The following is a 16,674-nucleotide window of genomic DNA, read 5'->3' as shown; positions in this document are numbered from 1 at the left end:
AATAAGGAAATTTAAACAGAAACTTCTTATTCCTCTTGCATTTTATGCCAATAGTTTACATCTCTAATAAAGCATTCCCACCTAACAGATGAGAATGCTATTTCATAATTTCAGATTTTATTAAATCTTGAAACTTATATAGGTATCACGCTCCTTTTTATGGGCCTGTTGGGCCTGTTGGACCTACTGGGCTTGTTGGGCCTGTTGGGCCTGTTGGGCTTATTGGGCTTATTGGGCTTGCTGGACCTGCTGGACCTGTTGGACCTGTTGGACCTGCTGGACCTGCTGGGCCTGCTACTCCTGGGGTTCCTGGCTCTCCCTTCTCTCCCTTAGCACCTGCTGGACCTCTTGGACCTGCTGGACCTGGGACTCCCTGTTCTCCCTTCTCTCCTTTTTCACCTTTCTCTCCTTTCTCTCCTTTTTCTCCCTTTTCTCCCTTTTCTCCCTTTTCTCCTTTTTCTCCTTTTTCTCCCTTTTCTCCTTTTTCTCCTTTTTCTCCTTTTTCTCCTTTTTCTCCTTTTTCTCCCTTTTCTCCTTGCTCTCCCTTCTCACCTTTAGGGCCTGCTACTCCTGCCGGGCCTGCTGGGCCCTCTGGTCCTCTCATTTTATCAGCCAATTCACATGCTGAAAATGCAAAAAGTAGCAAAAAAACTACTATAAGTTTAGAATTAAAAAACTTTCTCATATACAACTCTCCTCTTTTTAATATTTATAATTTTTATATTAGGAATCTTCAATTAATGTGGTTTAAATAAGAACATTAAATAAAATTTAGATTAAATTGACAGTTATTATATTATTAGTAAATAACATTTATAACAAATATTGAAATAAGTCAAGTGTTTTTTAAGAAAAATTTTATAAATATATTAAAAATAAAATAATATTTATAAAAATATGCCTAAATTCACACTTATTCTGCCTTTTATATCATCCTTTTATGCAAGAATACAAAAATGCTATACAATTATTTTTCAATAGATGGGTAATTTATATAATGATTGGTAACATTGTTATCCTAGATTTTGGTTCTCAATATAGCCAGCTTATTGCAAGAAAGGTTAAAGAAATGGGAGTTCACACAAAATTTTTATCCCATTCTTCGCCTTTAGAAGAGATAAAAAATAATGGGGCTATTGGAATAATTCTAAGTGGTGGGCCTTCTTCTGTTTATGATGCAAATTCTCCTACACTTGACCAGAAAATTTTTAAATTAGGTATTCCTATACTAGGCATATGTTATGGTATGCAATTAATAGTTAAGCTGTTTGGGGGTAAGGTAGTAAGGCTTAACGACCAAGAATTTGGCAATGCTGAAGTCTTTATAGAAGAAGAAAACTTGAGTCTATTTTTAGGAATCCCAAATAAATTTCAAGCTGTTATGAGCCATGGGGACACTATTGTAACAATTCCCACAAACTTTAAGAAAACCGCTTACACAAAAGATTGCATTGCCGGTATTGAAAACCAAGAACTACAAATTTATGGCGTACAATTTCATCCCGAAGTAACTCATACAGAATATGGAACACAAATACTTAAAAATTTTGTCTCTAATATTTGCAAAGCTTCATTTAATAGCAACACAGAAGACAAGATAGAAAACATTACTGAAAAGATTAGGCAAGAAGTTTGCGATGCAAAGGTTGTCCTGGGGCTTTCTGGAGGTACAGATTCTTTAATTTGTGCCCTTTTAATACAAAAAGCAATAAAGCACAATTTAATTTGCGTTCTAGTCGACACCGGTCTTTTGCGAAAAGGGGAATTAAAAGAAATACTTAAACGCTATAAAAAATACAATTTAAATATAAGAAGCATAGATTTTTCTGATAATTTTTTATCTAAACTCACAAATGTAAGTGACCCTGAGAAGAAAAGAAAAATTATTGGAAGAGAATTTATTAAGGCTTTTAAAGAAGCTACAAAAGATATTAAAGATATAAAATATTTAGCTCAAGGAACAGTATATTCTGATGTAATAGAATCAAAGCCTGACTCTATTACTTCTTTAAACATAAAATCCCACCATAATGTGGGTGGATTACCTAAGAAAATGAAATTAAAGCTTTTAGAACCCCTAAAAGACCTTTTTAAAGATGAGGTCATAGAGCTGGGGATTAAGCTAAAAGTTCCAGAAAGCGAATTATTTAGGCATCCCTTTCCAGGGCCGGGCTTAGCTATTCGAATAATTGGGAAAATTACTAAGGAAAAGATTAATATCTTACAAGAAGCAGATAGCATTTTAATAGAAGAGCTTCAAGAAAATAATCTATATTATCAAATGCGACAGGCTTTTGTAGTATTACTACCGGTTAAATCTGTTGGAGTCATGGGAGACAATAGGTCTTATGAGTATGTGGCGTGTATTAGATGCATTGAAACGCTAGACTTCATGAGTGCAAATTGGGTCTACTTGCCTTATTACTTCTTAAGTAAGGTTTCATCAAGAATAATTAACGAAGTTAGAGGAATTAACAGAGTTTGTTATGACATCTCTTGCAAACCTCCTGCAACAATTGAATGGGAATGATTTTAAGAAAGGGGGTTAAATGAGTAAGATAATAGGCGAAGCTTTAACTTTTGATGATGTTTTATTAGTTCCTCAAAAATCATCTGTGCTACCAAGAGAGACTTGCCTTAAAACCAATCTGACTCACAATATAACATTAAATGTACCCTTCCTGAGTGCTGCTATGGACACAGTTACAGAAAGCAAAATGGCTATCGCCATGGCTCAAGAAGGCGGAATGGGTATTATTCACAGCAATATGTCTATTGACATGCAGAGAAAAGAAATAGAAAAGGTTAAAGAGAGTCCAATAAATGAGTCTACTCGTGGTCTAGCATGTGTTGATATTAACGCCAGACTACGAGTAGGAGCTGCTATTTGTGTTGATGAAGCCTTTTTGGAACGCGTTGATGAGCTGGTTAAGGCACAAATAGACGCTATAGTAATCGATTCGGCTCATGGGCATTCTGTAAAGGTAATTGAAGTTGCTAGAAAAATTAAAAACAAGTATCCAAACTTAGATGTTATTGCTGGTAATATAGTCACAAAAGACGCTGCCCTTGATTTAATTAATGTGGGAGTAGATTGTTTAAAGGTAGGAATTGGGGCTGGTAGCATTTGCACTACAAGAATAGTTGCGGGAGTAGGAATTCCACAGCTAACAGCAATTTTAAATGTTTATGAGGTTTGTAAAGATAGTAATATTTGCATTATAGCAGACGGTGGGATACGATTTTCTGGAGATATTGTAAAGGCAATAGCAGCGGGGGCAGACAGTGTTATGATAGGCAATCTTTTAGCCGGAGCTCATGAATCACCTTCTAAGGAAATAATACACAATGGAGGAAGATTTAAATCTTACGTAGGCATGGGGTCTCTTTCGGCCATGCAAAGGGGGTCTTTATCAAGATATTTTCATGGCAATGCCAAAAAAACTTTAAAACTAACACCAGAGGGGGTTGAAGGAATGGTTACTTGTAAAGGCACGGTTCAAGACATACTTTTCTCGCTTAAAGGGGGATTAATGTCTGGAATGGGTTATTTGGGCACACCTACAATACCCGATTTAAAGGCAAATGCTCAATTCGTAAAAATCACCAATTCTTCATTAACAGAGTCTCATCCTCATGATATTTTAATCCCTAAATAACATAAAGCTGTTCTTAATAAAATCAAACATATCTCTTGATATTTAATAACACATGTTCTATATTTAATATAGAAAACTAGGGCACTCTATGTGTTTTGTTTATGAAAAAATTTTCAAGTGACGATATTTTAGAAGAATTAATGTTCCGCAATGTTAACACCGACATGATGAATTACATCATGGATACTATGAGCATTCACAGTGCTATTGTAAAGGGGCTTGAGTCAATTTATGTTCAACAAAGCACTTTACTTAAAAAAGTAGACAGCATAGAAAAAAATATGACCAAGCAAAAACATATTACTGTAAAAAAAATTCCTAACAATAAAAAAGATATTGTCAACAATGACCTCATAGATTGTTAGTGATTCTATTGCTTTAAAAACATAATCGGGCTAATATACAAAACAGAGAAATAAAGATTTACTTGGAATCCTTATTTCTCGCAGTTACAATATTTATTGTTTATTTATTTTCTTTTTCAGGTTTAGCTTTTTTATAAGTAGTCTCTAATTTCTCAATAGCAGCAAACAAATTGTCTCCCTCTTGTCCTTCTTTATATTTAGCATATTTCTTTGCTTTATCAAAAGTATCTTTATATTTATCAGAACCCATACCAGCAATAGCACCTACAATAGCATCAATAGATTTGTCTCCTTTATTTCCATTAGCATACTCCCTAGCAGCTTCAGTAAATTCCTTAACAGCTTCAGTAAATTCGTCAGAAGATAGGTTAGATACTATAGAAAGAAATGCCTCAGCATAAGCTACGCTAGCTAATTCTATAGTCTTCTTAGAAACACTAATAATCTCTCTAACAGTTTTTAGATTATCTACATTTTCTTTCTTTTTTGTTTCTTCAAGCTCTTTAGTCTTTTTATCATAATCTTCTTTCTCTATCTTAGCTTCAGCATCTTTAGCTTTTTCCATAGCTTCCTTATACTTCCCAATTGCATCAGTTAAAGTTTTAAGGTTATAACCAGTTGCAGCGGCTTTTAGCTTCTCTTTAAGTTTTTCAAACTCTTTTTCTAGCTTGTTGGCCGCTAATTTGTCAAGAGCTCCACTACGACTTTTGGACGATGCGTCACCAAAACACCCACTAATATAATAATCACAACCAGTATAAGTGCTAATAATACTAGAAGAATCGCTATACTTGCTATAAATAAAATATAATATCCCTTGATATAATTTAGTCCCTTCAAAAAAAGCTTTAAGCTTATCCATATCATCTGTAGTTAATTTAGTAACAGGCTTTTCTTGTTTGCCAACACCAGAAGCAGTTTCATCATTAAGCATATTCTCATTATCATGACCTCCGCCTTGCGCCAAAGAAACTCCATTTCTTACATCACTTAATCCACTACCATCTTGCCCCAATGCAACTTTACCTGTACCGCTAGTCCCACTAGTAGCATTTCCTTTATTTGCATCGTTATCTCCAAGAAATTCACACGATACAATAAACATCATCGTTATTAATACCACAATACACATATTGCCTTTATTCATTCTTCTCTCCTTAATTTATTTATCATTTAAACAAATCAATATTACTAATATAGTATATAGCAATATTTTTCATTTACTCTTTATGTGCATATTCCTTTTTATGTTAAGATATCGGATACATATAAAGTCAATAACGTTTACACAAAATAAGAGAAATAAGGGTTCCCCTATTTCTCCTAATTATTCCATTATTTATTTACTTATTTTCTTTACTTAAGGCTTAACTGTCTTATAAGTATCACTTAGCTTCTCAATAGCAGTAACCAACTTGTTTCCCTCTTCTCCAGTAACCTGTGCAGCATATCCCCTCGCTTCAGTAAAGGCAGCTTCATAATTACCGGAACCCATACCAGCTATAGCGCTCGCAATAGCAAAAATAGATTTGTCTCCTTTCTTCCCATCAGCAAACTTCTTAGCAGCAACAGTAAATTCCGTAACAGCTTCCTTAAATTTGCCAGAAGATAGGGTATCTACTACAGAAAGAAATGCTTCAGCATAAGCTACAACAGCAACATCAACGGCCTTCGCACTAAAGTCACTAGCAGATTTAACAGTTTTTAGACGCTCTACATTTTCTCTCTTTTTGTTCTCGTCAGCCTTTTTAGCCTTTGCATAATCGTCTTCTGTCTCTATCTTAGCTTCAGCCTTTTCAGCCTCTTCTATAGCTTTAGTAAACTTTTCAATTGCATCAGTCAAAATTTTAGGATCATATCCACTTGCAATACCCTTTAACTTTTCTTTAAGTTTTTCAAACTCATCTTTAAGCTTATATTTCTTTAGCTCTTCAAGTCCTGCTTTACGTTCTGCAGTAGGCCCTGAACTAAAGCACTCAATTTCATACACATAACAATCAGAATAAACACCAAGCTTACTATAAGCCCTTTTGTAGAGTTTATAAATATAATGATACAAAGCATCTGTATATCCCATAGTTTTATCAAAAAAAGCTTTAAGCTTTTCCTTGTCATCTTGAGTTAATTTAGCAACAGAATTTTCTTTTTTGCCTTCACTACCATCAGAAGCAGGTTCATCATTAAGTGGATTTTCCACATCATCACTTCCATATTGCCCCAATGCAACTGCACCTATACCGCTAGTCCCACTAGCAGCATCACTCCCTGAAGCATGTTCTTTATTTGCATCGTCGCTTTCAAACAATTTACACGATACAATAAACATCGTCGTTATTAATATCACAATACACATATTGCCTTTACTCATTCTTCTCCCCTTAATTTACTTATATTTAAATAAATCAACATTACTATATATTATATAGCAATATTATAATATTTCAAAAATTATAATAAGTATTAATTAAGATTGTTACTGCATTTTCATTTACTCTTTATGTGCGTATTCTTTTTTATGTTAAGATACCGGATACATATAAAGTCAATAGTGTTTACACAAACACACAAAATAAGAGAAATAAGGTTCCCCTATTTCTCTCTTGTCTTTACCTTAATCATTAATATATATTTATATTCTTGAGACTAGCTTTACATAAGCATCTCTGAGCTTACCCATAGCATCAGTCAATGCTCTCTCCTTACTATTATATAAAAGACTAGCCATTCTCTTAGCCTGTTCATAATCTTTCTCAGAAAACATACCTCTAATACCAAAGATAATAGCGCTAATATCAGTTTTATTAGTATTAGCACACTCTTTAGCAACCGCAACATACTTTTCTACAGCATCAGTAAACTCACTAGAAGCAAGATTAGATGCTACAAATTTAAAGGAATCAACATAAGCTATAATAGCGCTATGTATGGCATTAAGATAAGAATCAGCTGCCTCTCTGGCATCAGAAGCTTCATCACTCTTTAAAGCCTTCTCCACAGCTTTCTTAAAGCTAGCAATAGCAGTAGTTAAACCTTGAGGCTTATAATCCTTTATAATATTCTCTAGTTTTCCAAATTGATTATACAAATTACTATCATTTAATCTATTAAGAGCTTTTTTTCGCTCACTAATATAAGATGAACTACTCCATCTGCTATCTTTATCATTGCTATTGCTAGAAGAATAAGTTCTAATAACGTTAGCCTCACCATTATACTCATAATAAATAAACCCTAGTATCTTTTCATAATCACCAACTTTACTAATGAAAGCAGAAAATTTTCCTAAATTATCTTGATTTAATCTCTCAGCTGGTTTTTTAACATAACTGCTACTAGGACGACTAACACTAGAAACAGATTGTCTATCTTCATTTCTTGTGGTGTCTCCACTATAATTTCTTCTCTCTTGAGTAACCCTACTCTCATTAGCTGTGTCTCTTGAACTAGTATCACCTTCACGTGCTCTCTTACTCTCATCATTTACTCTACTTTCTCTAGTTCTAGTACTACCATCTTGAGTTGATTTATCAACACTAACACCTTGGCTATTAACATTACTGGAGCTTAAACTTCTAGTACTACCCTTTTGAGTTCCTTTATCTCCAATTACAGTACTGGAGCTTAAACTTCTAGTACTATCCTCTTGAGTTCCTTTATCTCCAATTACAGTATTGGAGCCTAAACTTCTAGTACTATCCTCTTGAGTTCTCTTATCATTATCTTTGATTGTATGCTCAACAGTCTTATCACTTTGAACTAGCTTACTATCAACAACAACACCTTGAGTCCCTTTATCTCCATCCACAACATCGCCACTTGCATTTGAAGAACTACCACTTGCAATATTGCCACTCTCAGCTCCTTGAATCTCACCTGCTTTGCTACTACCAGTTTTAGTATTGTCACCTTGAACTAGCTTACTATCACCAACACCTACACCGCTCTTCACAGCACTAACACTTGAAGTTGTCGTACTATCACCCTGAACTACTTGAACACTACCTTGAGTCCCTTTAACTCCACCAGCTTGTGTCTCATCTGATTTAGAACCAGCATCTTGAACGAATTCATTATCCTTATGGTTAGTTCCATCACCGCCACTTGCATTTAAAGAACCACCACTTGCTTTGCCACTTTCTTGAGCTAATTGAACACCACCTGTTTTGTCATCACCAGTACTATCTACTTGAACTGACCCATCATCTGTGTTGCTGTTCTCCAAGTTCTCACCCAAAGGCACAGTACCACCATCCTGAGCTACTTGAACACCATCAACACCGTCAATCCCAGCATTGTCCCCCTGAGATACCTTGGCGCCTGTGTTTCCAGTATCATCGCCTAAACTAACAGCACTACCATCCCGAGCTACTTGAACACCATCAACACCGTCAATCCCAGCATTGTCCCCCTGAAATACCTTGGCGCCTTCATTCGCACTTCTATGTTCACTTGAATCTACCTTATCCTGTTTTGATTCAATAACTGGCCAAAACTTACACGATACAATAAACATCGTCAACAGAAGTATCAAAGCACACTTATTACCCTTACTCATTCTTTTCTCCTATATCCATAAATTAAATAATTAACACTTTTAAAATCAAACTAAATCTATACAGTATAATATATATCAATATTATAACATTACAAAAATTAAAACTAGTCTTATTTAATACTGAGTACTATTGCTCTGTCTTAACCTCTAACAGGCAAATTAGGCCAACAGAACTTGCATTAAAAGTACAAAAGAAATAAAGAGCCCCCCTTATTTTCTTCTATGATTTTAGCAAAAAAAAAAAGATAAGGATACCCTATGGAAACCCTTATCTTCATATAAATATTCAATTGTAGTTTACGGTTTAACTACCTTATAAACAGAATTTAACGCGTCAATAGCCTCAAGTAACGCTTTCCCTTCGCTGGTTTTATCTTTACCTGTTAACTGAATAGCCTTTCTAGCCTTACTAATATCTCCACCCTCAGATACCATACCACTAACAGCATATACAATAGCATCAAGAGCGTATAAGCCATTCTGCATATCAGCAAAATTCTTAGTAGCTTCAGCTAATTTTTTAGCAGCAGCAACAAATTTATTAGAAGAAAAACTAGAAGTTAGGGAAGTAAAGGAATCAATATAAGCCATAATAGCATCTTTAATGGCACTACGATAAGCTTCAGCAGCCTCTCTAGCAGTAGAAGGCTTTTCGGTTGCAGTAGCCGTAGCCTTTTCAAGTGCTGTATTAAGCTTACTAATTGCATCTGTCAACCCTTTGGGAGTATAACTCTTTATCATCTCTTCAAGTTCGCTAAACTTCTTAACAAGTTCACCTTTGTTTTCAAGTTTAGTAATAGCTGATTGCCATTGTACTTTCCAACCTGGACACCAAGAAGCCGTATCATCATCCTTACAAACAGCATAAGTTCTAATATTGTTAGAAGCTGCTATGTAGACATTATAAATAAAGGTTAGCTTGTTTTCATATCCTCTGGTACTCTTAACAAAATCTTTAAGTTTAGAATTATCTTCTTCACTTAATTTAATAACCTGTTTTCCTACTCCATCTACATCGCTAGCTTCGGATTGAATATCGTCACGCTCTTGATTATTATCCTCGTCACCTTGAACTGTCCCTTGAGTCTCTATATTATCCATACTCTGTTTTATATTATCTATACTCTCTTCGATGTTATCTCTACTCTTAGCAACATCACCCCCCACTTGTGAAACCTCAGGGACATCACCTTCTGTGTCGCTATCTTTAAGCAAGCTACATGACACAACAAACATAGAAACTAACAGCAATAAAGTATACATATTAATTTTATTCATTCTTCACTCCTTATTTAATAAATCAATTATTAAAATAATATCCCAATACTATACTTAACATCAAACAGAGACAATTTAGAAGTCAGCAGAGCTTTTACTTTAAGCGCAAAAGAAATAAGGGTTCCCTAAGGTCTCCTTATTTCTTCTTTTACTCATTTGTTTTTTGTTTCATTATATATTTATGGTTTAACTGCCTTGAAAACAGCATTTAACTTATCAATAGCATCAGATAATACTTGTCCCTCTTTAGTTTTACTAGTTGCCTTAGCATCTCTCTTTGCCTCATCAATATCTCCCTTGTCTTCATTTACTATTCCACTAACAGCATAGGTAATAGAATCAATAGCGTATAAGTTAAGACCTCTAGAAAAATCTCTAGTAGCAGTAGCTAACTCTTTAGAAGCATCAATAAACTCACTAGAAGAAAATCTAGACACCACAGAAATAAAGGAATCAATGTATGTGCCAGTAGCAGCATCTATGGCATCAAGATAACATTGACCAGCCTCTCTGGCATCAGAAGGCTTATAACTTTTAGTAGCCGTAGCCTCTTTAAGTTTTTCTTCTAGTCTACTAATTGCATTAGTCAAACTTTGAGGGGCATAACTATTCATCTTTTCTTCAAGTTCTCTAAATCTATTAACAAGATCACCGTCTTTATTAAGTCTAGCAAGAGCTGCCTTCCAATTTTCATCCGAAGGGCTTTCTTTATCATCATATCCGGCATAAGTTTTAATATTGTTAGAAGCTGCAATATAATCCTTATAAATAGAGTTTACCTTGGTTTCATATGAAGCGGCACTCGCAACAAAAGCTTTAAGCCTGTTTACTTCTTCTGTAGTCAATTTAGTAACCGCTTTCTTTAACTGTCCTGCTTCATCACCAGCATCGGATTGAATATCACTTCCCTCTTGTGAAACCTCAGTCCCATCATCTTCTTTGTCACTATCTTTAACCAAACTACACGACATAACAAACATAGAAAATAACAGCAGTAAAGTACATATATTAATTTTATTCATTCTTCTCTCCTCATATAATAAATTAAAGATTTTTAATTTATTATATTAAAATGAAATGATTTTAATTTTAATTATATCTCAATATTGAAACTAGCACTATTTAATACTAAGTATTCTACTTAACATCAAACAGAGACAATTTAGAAGTCAGCAGAGCTTTTACTTTAAGCGCAAAAGAAATAAGGGTTCCCTAAGGTCTCCTTATTTCTTCTTTTACTCATTTGTTTTTTGTTTCATTATATATTTACGGTTTAACTGCCTTGAAAACAGCATTTAACTTGTCAATAGCATCAGACAACGCTTTCCCTTCCCTGTCCTTTTTACTAGTTGTATTAGCATCTCCTTTTGCCTTCTCAATGTCTTTCTCGTCTTCATTTACTATTCCACTAACAGCATAGGTAATAGAATCAATGGAATATAAGTTAAGACCTCTAGAAAAATCTCTAGTAGCAGTAGCTAACTCTTTAGAAGCATCAATAAACTCACTAGAAGAAAATCTAGACACTACAGAAATAAAGGAATCAATGTATGCGCTAATAGCAGCATCTATGGCATCAAGATAACATTGACCAGCCTCTCTGGCATCAGAAGGCTTATAACTTTTAGTAGCCTTTTCAAGTCCTTCCTCTAGCCTCTCAATTGCATCTGTCAAACTTTTAGGGGCATACTTATTCATCTTTTCTTCAAGTTCTCTAAACTTTTTAACAAGCTCATCTTCGTTTAGCTTATCAAGAGCTGACTTCCAGTTTGCCTTCCAGTTTGCAACCGAAGACGCATCCTCATTACCTCTATACTTGGTATAAGTCTTAATATCATTAGAAGCTGCAATATAATCCTCATAAATAGAGTTTACCTTGGTTTCATATGAAGTGGCACTCTCAATAAAATCCTTAAGCTTGTCTACTTCTTCTGTAGTCAATTTAGTAACCGCTTTCTTTAACTGTCCTGCTTCTTCACTAGCATCAGATTGAACATCACTTCCCTCTTGTGAAATCTCAGCCCCTTCACCTTCTTTGTCACTATCTTTATCTTTAACCAAACTACACGACATAACAAACATAGAAAATAACAGCAGTAAAGTACATATATTAATTTTATTCATTCTTCTCTCCTCATATAATAAATTAAAGATTTTTAATTTATTATATTAAAATGAAATGATTTTAATTTTAATTATATCTCAATATTGAAACTAGCACTATTTAATACTAAGTATTTTACTTAACATATAACAAAGACTATTTTGCCCCCAGTAGCGTTTGCAAAAATAAGGGAAATAAGGATTCCTCCTTATTTCCCTTTACTATATTACTCTTTTTTATTACTTTATAGCTTATCCTTGTAGTAGACAGACTGTAAATTGTCAATAGCAGCAAGTAATGCTTGCCCTTCTTCGGTTTCATGTCTATGAATTAACCGAATTGCTCTTTTAGCCATGCTCATATCTCCATCTTCAGATACCAAGCCTCTAACAGCAAAGATAATAACCCTAAAAGCATAAATGTTATCCTGTGTATTAGCAAAATCTCTAGTAGCCAAAGCTAACTTTCGAGCAGCTTCAGTAAATTCACTAGAAGATAGTGTAGATGCTACAGTATCAAAGGTATCAATATAAGCAATAATAGCAGCATGTAAGGCATTAAAATAAGAATCAGCGGCCTCTCTGGCAACAAAAGCATCATTAGTACTTAAAGTCTCTAAAGCCTTCTTTACAGTTTCTTTAAACTTATCAACTTCAGTAGTTAAGCCTTGAGGGTCATAAACACCATTTGTGCTCTTCTTTATAATCTCTTCAAGTTTTTTAAACTTCTCTATTAAATTGTTCTCATTAAGCTTAGTAAGTCTTTCCTTTATTATCTCAAAATATCTTGAACTCTTACTTCTTTCTTCTTCGTCGTCTTTGTTTTTAGGAGAATAAGTTCTAATCTCATTAACTACTCTACCATACTGGTCATCAATAAGTTCAAATGTATCCTTATATGCATTAGTATTATCAATAAAAATTTTAAGCTTTTCAATATCTCCCTGTTCTAATTTAATGACCGGTTTGTCTGGCCTAACTATGCCAACACCAGCATCAAATTTAATATCGCCAATTTTTTGATTATCAGACTCATCATTTTGCACTGACCCCTTATTGTCTATATTATCTCTATTCTCTGTACCATCACTTTCCGCTTTTGAAACCTCAGAAACATCAATAACACATGACACAAAAAAAAGTGAGATTAAGAGCATTAAAATACATATATTGCCTTTATTCATATAATTTTATTCTCCTCTATTTATAAATTAATTTATTTTTATTATTATAATCAAAATAAATTAATACTAATTATAATAGATTTTGTCTATTTTTGAAAATGAACAGTGAATTACTCTTCTATTTTTTGATAACTTCTCTAACTTACTTCTTAATCACATTTAGATATTTACATAGAAAAGGAATAAGAACCCTAAGGTCTCCTTATTCCTCTGCCCTTTAACATATTGTTTTTTGTTTCATTACATATTTACGGTTTAACTGCCTTGAAAACAGCATTTAACTCGTCAATAGCATCAAACAATGCTTGCCCTTCCCTGTTTTTATCAGTTTTTAAAGCATCTGCTTTTGCCTTCTCAATGTCTCCATTGTCTTCATTTACTATTCCACTAACAGCATAGGTAATAGAATCAATCCCATATACGTTAAGACCACTAGCAAAATCTCTAGCAGCTTCAGCTAACTTTTGAGAAGCTTCAATAAATTCACCAGAAGAAAACCTAGACACCACAAAAATAAAGGAATCAGTGTATGAGTAAGTAGCAGCATCTATGGCATCACGATAAGCTTTATCGGCCTCTCTGGCAACAGAAGACTTACCTAATTTAGTAGCATCCTCATTAAGTTTTTCTTCTAGTCTCTTAATTGCATCAGTCAAACTTTGAGGGGCATAATTATTCATCTTTTTTTCAAGTTCTCTAAATTTCTTAACAAGCTCACCGTTGTTTTTAAGTCTAGCAAGAGCTGGTTCCCAGTTTGCCTGACAATTTCCTGCCGAAGACTCATCTTTATCATCATATCCGGCATAAGTTCTAATATCATTAGAAGCTCCTATATAGTCATTATAAATAGAAGTTACTACTTTTTCATATGAAACGGCACTCTTAACAAAAGCTTTAAGCTTGTCTACTTCTTCTTTAGTCAATTTAGTAACCGCTTTTTCTACCTGTCCTGCTTCTTCACTAGCATCGGATTGAATATCACTTCTCGCTTGCGAAACCTCAGCCCCATCATCTTCTGTGTCGCTTTCATCAACCAAACTACATGACACAACAAAACATGTCAATAACAGCAGTAAAGCGCACATATTAATTTTATTCATTCTTCTCTCCTCATATAATAAATTAAAGATTTTTAATTTATTTGTATCTCACTGTCATAGACAAGTAAAAATTTTGAGATGAATAAGGAAACCAATTACAGTCTCTTTTATTCCCCTTGCTTGGATTATTTTTTATCACACGAAGCAAGAAAAATTAATAGAATAAAACATATACATTATTTTTATTCATATCCTCTCCTATTTATTAAGTAAATATAATTACTACCTTATACCTAAACTAAGAGAATACAATATTAAAACAAAAATCTTATTAATTTAACTTAAGGGTTTGTGAGCATATTTTATTCTGTAATCATTATTTTTAAATTCTTTTATTGCTTGATTCATCATATCTTCAAGAGTTTCATACATTTTGCCTGCATTTAAATTCATACTCATTAAATGTTGAAATACATGACTCAACCTGTCTCCCAAAGCATCCAATTTCTTCTTATCATCCTCATTTAAAGACTCTAATCGTTGTAAAATTTTTTCCTCTGTAAACTTTTCAGAAGAAACACTACCAATACCTTTAATTAATGCACTTGATATCAATTCATTCAATTTCTTTAAAGTTTTATGCGTAATATCCTTACCCAACAAGATAAATTTATCATCAATGCTCTCTAAAGAGATATCCTTACCCTTTAAAAGAATTTGACATATCTTTAATGTATGCATTTCCGGTTCTGTTAAGTATTCCCTAAACTTCTCACTCCAAATCCTCTCATGCGTGTCTCCCAATGCTTTCTTATTTATTAAGACAAATTCATTATTAATGTTTTTGATAAAAGATTTTGAAAAAGTTTTAATCTCATTTAAAACTTCAATACTAGGTTTTTTCTTATAAATTTTGGTTTGATAAAATGCATATGATAAATCGGACTCTAAATCATAACGAATATCTTCTCTATCGCCAGCTCCGCTATATTGCTCAACAGCTTCTCTTGCACGCTGTATTTCAGTAAGCATGTCCTTTGTGTTCTTCTCGCCTATACTTGCCAAAAACTTCAACATAAGCTCTTCACTATAAGCATATTTTTTCATATTATCTTCATATCTATCCATATGAATTCCGCCAAGTCTTGACTTATAGCGCTCATCCTGCAATACACCCTTAAAATACTCCAAGGTTTTTTTATAACCAGAAGTTAGAGCATCAAGCCATTTGATTTCAATCTTTTCAGTAGTCCTCTTGTGGTCATCCTTTTTAGCAAGCTCCAAAGAATTATTATCGCCTTCTACCGATACTTCTTCATTCTTTAGCAATATATCATTAGCTACAGGATTAACAGTTCCTTCCTCCACAACTAGCAAAGCATCACCACTTACAGGAAGCAAAGAGCCACTACTTACAGGAATAGCCTCTATTACCGAAGGAACAGAGGCTATTTTATCATCAGAATCTAATTTATTAATATCAGATTGAATCTTAGAAGGATTATCCTCACCCTTCTTGTCAGTCTTTTCGGATGTCTTAAGGTTGTCAATTTTTGCACTAGCAAGGTTTGTCTTAGCAACAGGCACAGAAACTTTATCATTCGGTTGCTTGTCCACAATCTCACCACTAGCCTCATTCTTGCCTAAATCTAGTAAGTCTTTTTTAAGTCCTACATCAAAATTATAGTTATCGCAAGAGAGTAGCGTAAACAAAACAATAGTAAAGAAAACCTTAATCCATATCATCATAAACTCCAAGAAGCTAAACACATAACCATTGTAGTACCCATCTCTATCAACTTCTATTAAAAATAGATTATACTACATCTTTATGTTTAAATCTAGCTCCAGTATTTGAGCTTTGTCTTTTATGAAGTTTTAATTAGCTAATGCTCCTTGTTCAAACACATGTGAATCATCGTTAACCTTTAAAACTTCATACATAGTATTAGGGTCTTGAGCATGTTTACAAGCCTCTTTGAGCACTGTAAGACATTTTTCTTCTATCACTTTCAATTGATCACTTTCTATATTTTGACCATTGCTATACTTTGCTTTCTTTAGTGAATTAACTGTTTGAACTATATTTTTAACCGCTTCTTTAATTTTATCCGAATCCAAAGTCATCAACAATTCAAATTTATCTAAATTATCCTTTAAAGCTTTTTTCAAAAAATCTAATGCCTCACCTTCTTCTACGCTTAAACTTTGCCTTATTTTAGCTTCAGCCGTAATCTCCTCTTTAACTTCATCAACCTTCTCTTTATTTGAGTTGCTATTAGGTGAGGCAACACTACCTTGTTCTTTGTCTTTTATATCTTGTACATTGACCCCACAATTAGCTAATAATAAACATGCACATATACTTAATAAATTCTTCATATTTTATCTCCTAAAACAAAAATTTACTGCATTAATCTAATTTTTCACCATCTTTTCCAGCTATTTCACTTGATTTGAATTTTCATAAAACACAAAATAACTTATACA

14 protein-coding genes are annotated in these 16,674 nt (G+C 33.7%); 3 read left to right on the top strand and 11 right to left on the bottom strand.

What is annotated here, in order from left to right; genetic code table 11:
- Nucleotides 1-157 precede the first annotated feature (157 nt).
- On the bottom strand, nucleotides 158-685 hold the full coding sequence (locus DB313_RS06375) for a collagen-like domain-containing protein (RefSeq protein ID WP_152031116.1): 528 nt from the start codon (nucleotides 683-685) through the stop codon (nucleotides 158-160).
- A gap of 309 nt (nucleotides 686-994) precedes the next feature.
- Here DB313_RS06375 and guaA point away from each other — a divergent pair, with 309 nt between their 5' ends.
- The 3 genes from guaA to DB313_RS05150 all read left to right on the top strand — a co-directional run bounded on the left by guaA (nucleotide 995) and on the right by DB313_RS05150 (nucleotide 4,024).
- A complete protein-coding gene (guaA, locus tag DB313_RS05160) occupies nucleotides 995-2,530 on the top strand; it encodes a glutamine-hydrolyzing GMP synthase (RefSeq protein ID WP_174220873.1) in 1,536 nt (511 codons plus the stop codon).
- Between the two features lie 19 nt (nucleotides 2,531-2,549).
- Nucleotides 2,550-3,659 (top strand): IMP dehydrogenase, encoded by a 1,110-nt coding sequence (locus DB313_RS05155; RefSeq protein WP_120104808.1) that lies wholly within the window; start codon nucleotides 2,550-2,552, stop codon nucleotides 3,657-3,659.
- A 101-nt stretch (nucleotides 3,660-3,760) separates the two neighbouring features.
- On the top strand, nucleotides 3,761-4,024 hold the full coding sequence (locus DB313_RS05150) for a hypothetical protein (RefSeq protein ID WP_120104807.1): 264 nt from the start codon (nucleotides 3,761-3,763) through the stop codon (nucleotides 4,022-4,024).
- 100 nt (nucleotides 4,025-4,124) lie between these two features.
- Here DB313_RS05150 and DB313_RS06520 read toward each other — a convergent pair whose 3' ends face one another.
- The 10 genes from DB313_RS06520 to DB313_RS05100 all read right to left on the bottom strand — a co-directional run bounded on the left by DB313_RS06520 (nucleotide 4,125) and on the right by DB313_RS05100 (nucleotide 16,566).
- Nucleotides 4,125-5,171 carry a hypothetical protein gene (locus tag DB313_RS06520; RefSeq protein WP_193927152.1) on the bottom strand — a complete coding sequence of 349 codons (1,047 nt, stop codon included), beginning with the start codon at nucleotides 5,169-5,171 and terminating at the stop codon, nucleotides 4,125-4,127.
- 213 nt (nucleotides 5,172-5,384) lie between these two features.
- Entirely contained in the window at nucleotides 5,385-6,392 is a 1,008-nt protein-coding gene (locus DB313_RS05140) for a hypothetical protein (RefSeq protein ID WP_120104806.1), read from the bottom strand.
- Between the two features lie 261 nt (nucleotides 6,393-6,653).
- Complete coding sequence (locus DB313_RS05135) at nucleotides 6,654-8,579, bottom strand: autotransporter outer membrane beta-barrel domain-containing protein (RefSeq protein ID WP_120104805.1); 1,926 nt, start codon at nucleotides 8,577-8,579, stop codon at nucleotides 6,654-6,656.
- A 297-nt stretch (nucleotides 8,580-8,876) separates the two neighbouring features.
- Nucleotides 8,877-9,857 carry a hypothetical protein gene (locus tag DB313_RS05130; RefSeq protein ID WP_120104804.1) on the bottom strand — a complete coding sequence of 327 codons (981 nt, stop codon included), beginning with the start codon at nucleotides 9,855-9,857 and terminating at the stop codon, nucleotides 8,877-8,879.
- A gap of 179 nt (nucleotides 9,858-10,036) precedes the next feature.
- Complete coding sequence (locus DB313_RS05125) at nucleotides 10,037-10,879, bottom strand: hypothetical protein (protein WP_120104803.1); 843 nt, start codon at nucleotides 10,877-10,879, stop codon at nucleotides 10,037-10,039.
- A gap of 244 nt (nucleotides 10,880-11,123) precedes the next feature.
- Nucleotides 11,124-11,981 (bottom strand): hypothetical protein, encoded by an 858-nt coding sequence (locus tag DB313_RS05120; protein ID WP_120104802.1) that lies wholly within the window; start codon nucleotides 11,979-11,981, stop codon nucleotides 11,124-11,126.
- 224 nt (nucleotides 11,982-12,205) lie between these two features.
- Nucleotides 12,206-13,144, bottom strand: coding sequence for a hypothetical protein (locus DB313_RS05115; protein ID WP_120104801.1), 939 nt, complete (start codon nucleotides 13,142-13,144; stop codon nucleotides 12,206-12,208).
- A gap of 248 nt (nucleotides 13,145-13,392) precedes the next feature.
- A complete protein-coding gene (locus DB313_RS05110) occupies nucleotides 13,393-14,244 on the bottom strand; it encodes a hypothetical protein (RefSeq protein WP_120104800.1) in 852 nt (283 codons plus the stop codon).
- Nucleotides 14,245-14,520: 276 nt separating this feature from the next.
- The gene (locus tag DB313_RS05105; protein WP_161555024.1) at nucleotides 14,521-15,933 is read right to left on the bottom strand and encodes a hypothetical protein; all 1,413 of its coding nucleotides are present in this window, start codon (nucleotides 15,931-15,933) and stop codon (nucleotides 14,521-14,523) included.
- Between the two features lie 129 nt (nucleotides 15,934-16,062).
- Nucleotides 16,063-16,566 (bottom strand): hypothetical protein, encoded by a 504-nt coding sequence (locus DB313_RS05100; protein ID WP_120104798.1) that lies wholly within the window; start codon nucleotides 16,564-16,566, stop codon nucleotides 16,063-16,065.
- Nucleotides 16,567-16,674: the final 108 nt, after the last annotated feature.

Source organism: Borrelia turcica IST7 (assembly GCF_003606285.1).
Lineage (GTDB): Bacteria > Spirochaetota > Spirochaetia > Borreliales > Borreliaceae > Borrelia > Borrelia turcica.
The sequence above is the reverse complement of the archived record's forward strand: the minus strand, read 5'-3'. Positions and strand labels throughout refer to the sequence as shown.

Excerpts from the sequence above, each read along its gene's own strand:
- DB313_RS06375 (WP_152031116.1), bottom strand. The coding sequence starts at position 685 with ATGAGAAAGTTTTTTAATTCTAAACTTATAGTAGTTTTTTTGCTACTT.
- DB313_RS05155 (WP_120104808.1), top strand. The coding sequence starts at position 2,550 with ATGAGTAAGATAATAGGCGAAGCTTTAACTTTTGATGATGTTTTATTA.
- DB313_RS05150 (WP_120104807.1), top strand. The coding sequence starts at position 3,761 with ATGAAAAAATTTTCAAGTGACGATATTTTAGAAGAATTAATGTTCCGC.
- DB313_RS06520 (WP_193927152.1), bottom strand. The coding sequence starts at position 5,171 with ATGAATAAAGGCAATATGTGTATTGTGGTATTAATAACGATGATGTTT.
- DB313_RS05140 (WP_120104806.1), bottom strand. The coding sequence starts at position 6,392 with ATGAGTAAAGGCAATATGTGTATTGTGATATTAATAACGACGATGTTT.
- DB313_RS05135 (WP_120104805.1), bottom strand. The coding sequence starts at position 8,579 with ATGAGTAAGGGTAATAAGTGTGCTTTGATACTTCTGTTGACGATGTTT.
- DB313_RS05130 (WP_120104804.1), bottom strand. The coding sequence starts at position 9,857 with ATGAATAAAATTAATATGTATACTTTATTGCTGTTAGTTTCTATGTTT.
- DB313_RS05125 (WP_120104803.1), bottom strand. The coding sequence starts at position 10,879 with ATGAATAAAATTAATATATGTACTTTACTGCTGTTATTTTCTATGTTT.
- DB313_RS05120 (WP_120104802.1), bottom strand. The coding sequence starts at position 11,981 with ATGAATAAAATTAATATATGTACTTTACTGCTGTTATTTTCTATGTTT.
- DB313_RS05115 (WP_120104801.1), bottom strand. The coding sequence starts at position 13,144 with ATGAATAAAGGCAATATATGTATTTTAATGCTCTTAATCTCACTTTTT.
- DB313_RS05110 (WP_120104800.1), bottom strand. The coding sequence starts at position 14,244 with ATGAATAAAATTAATATGTGCGCTTTACTGCTGTTATTGACATGTTTT.
- DB313_RS05105 (WP_161555024.1), bottom strand. The coding sequence starts at position 15,933 with ATGATGATATGGATTAAGGTTTTCTTTACTATTGTTTTGTTTACGCTA.
- DB313_RS05100 (WP_120104798.1), bottom strand. The coding sequence starts at position 16,566 with ATGAAGAATTTATTAAGTATATGTGCATGTTTATTATTAGCTAATTGT.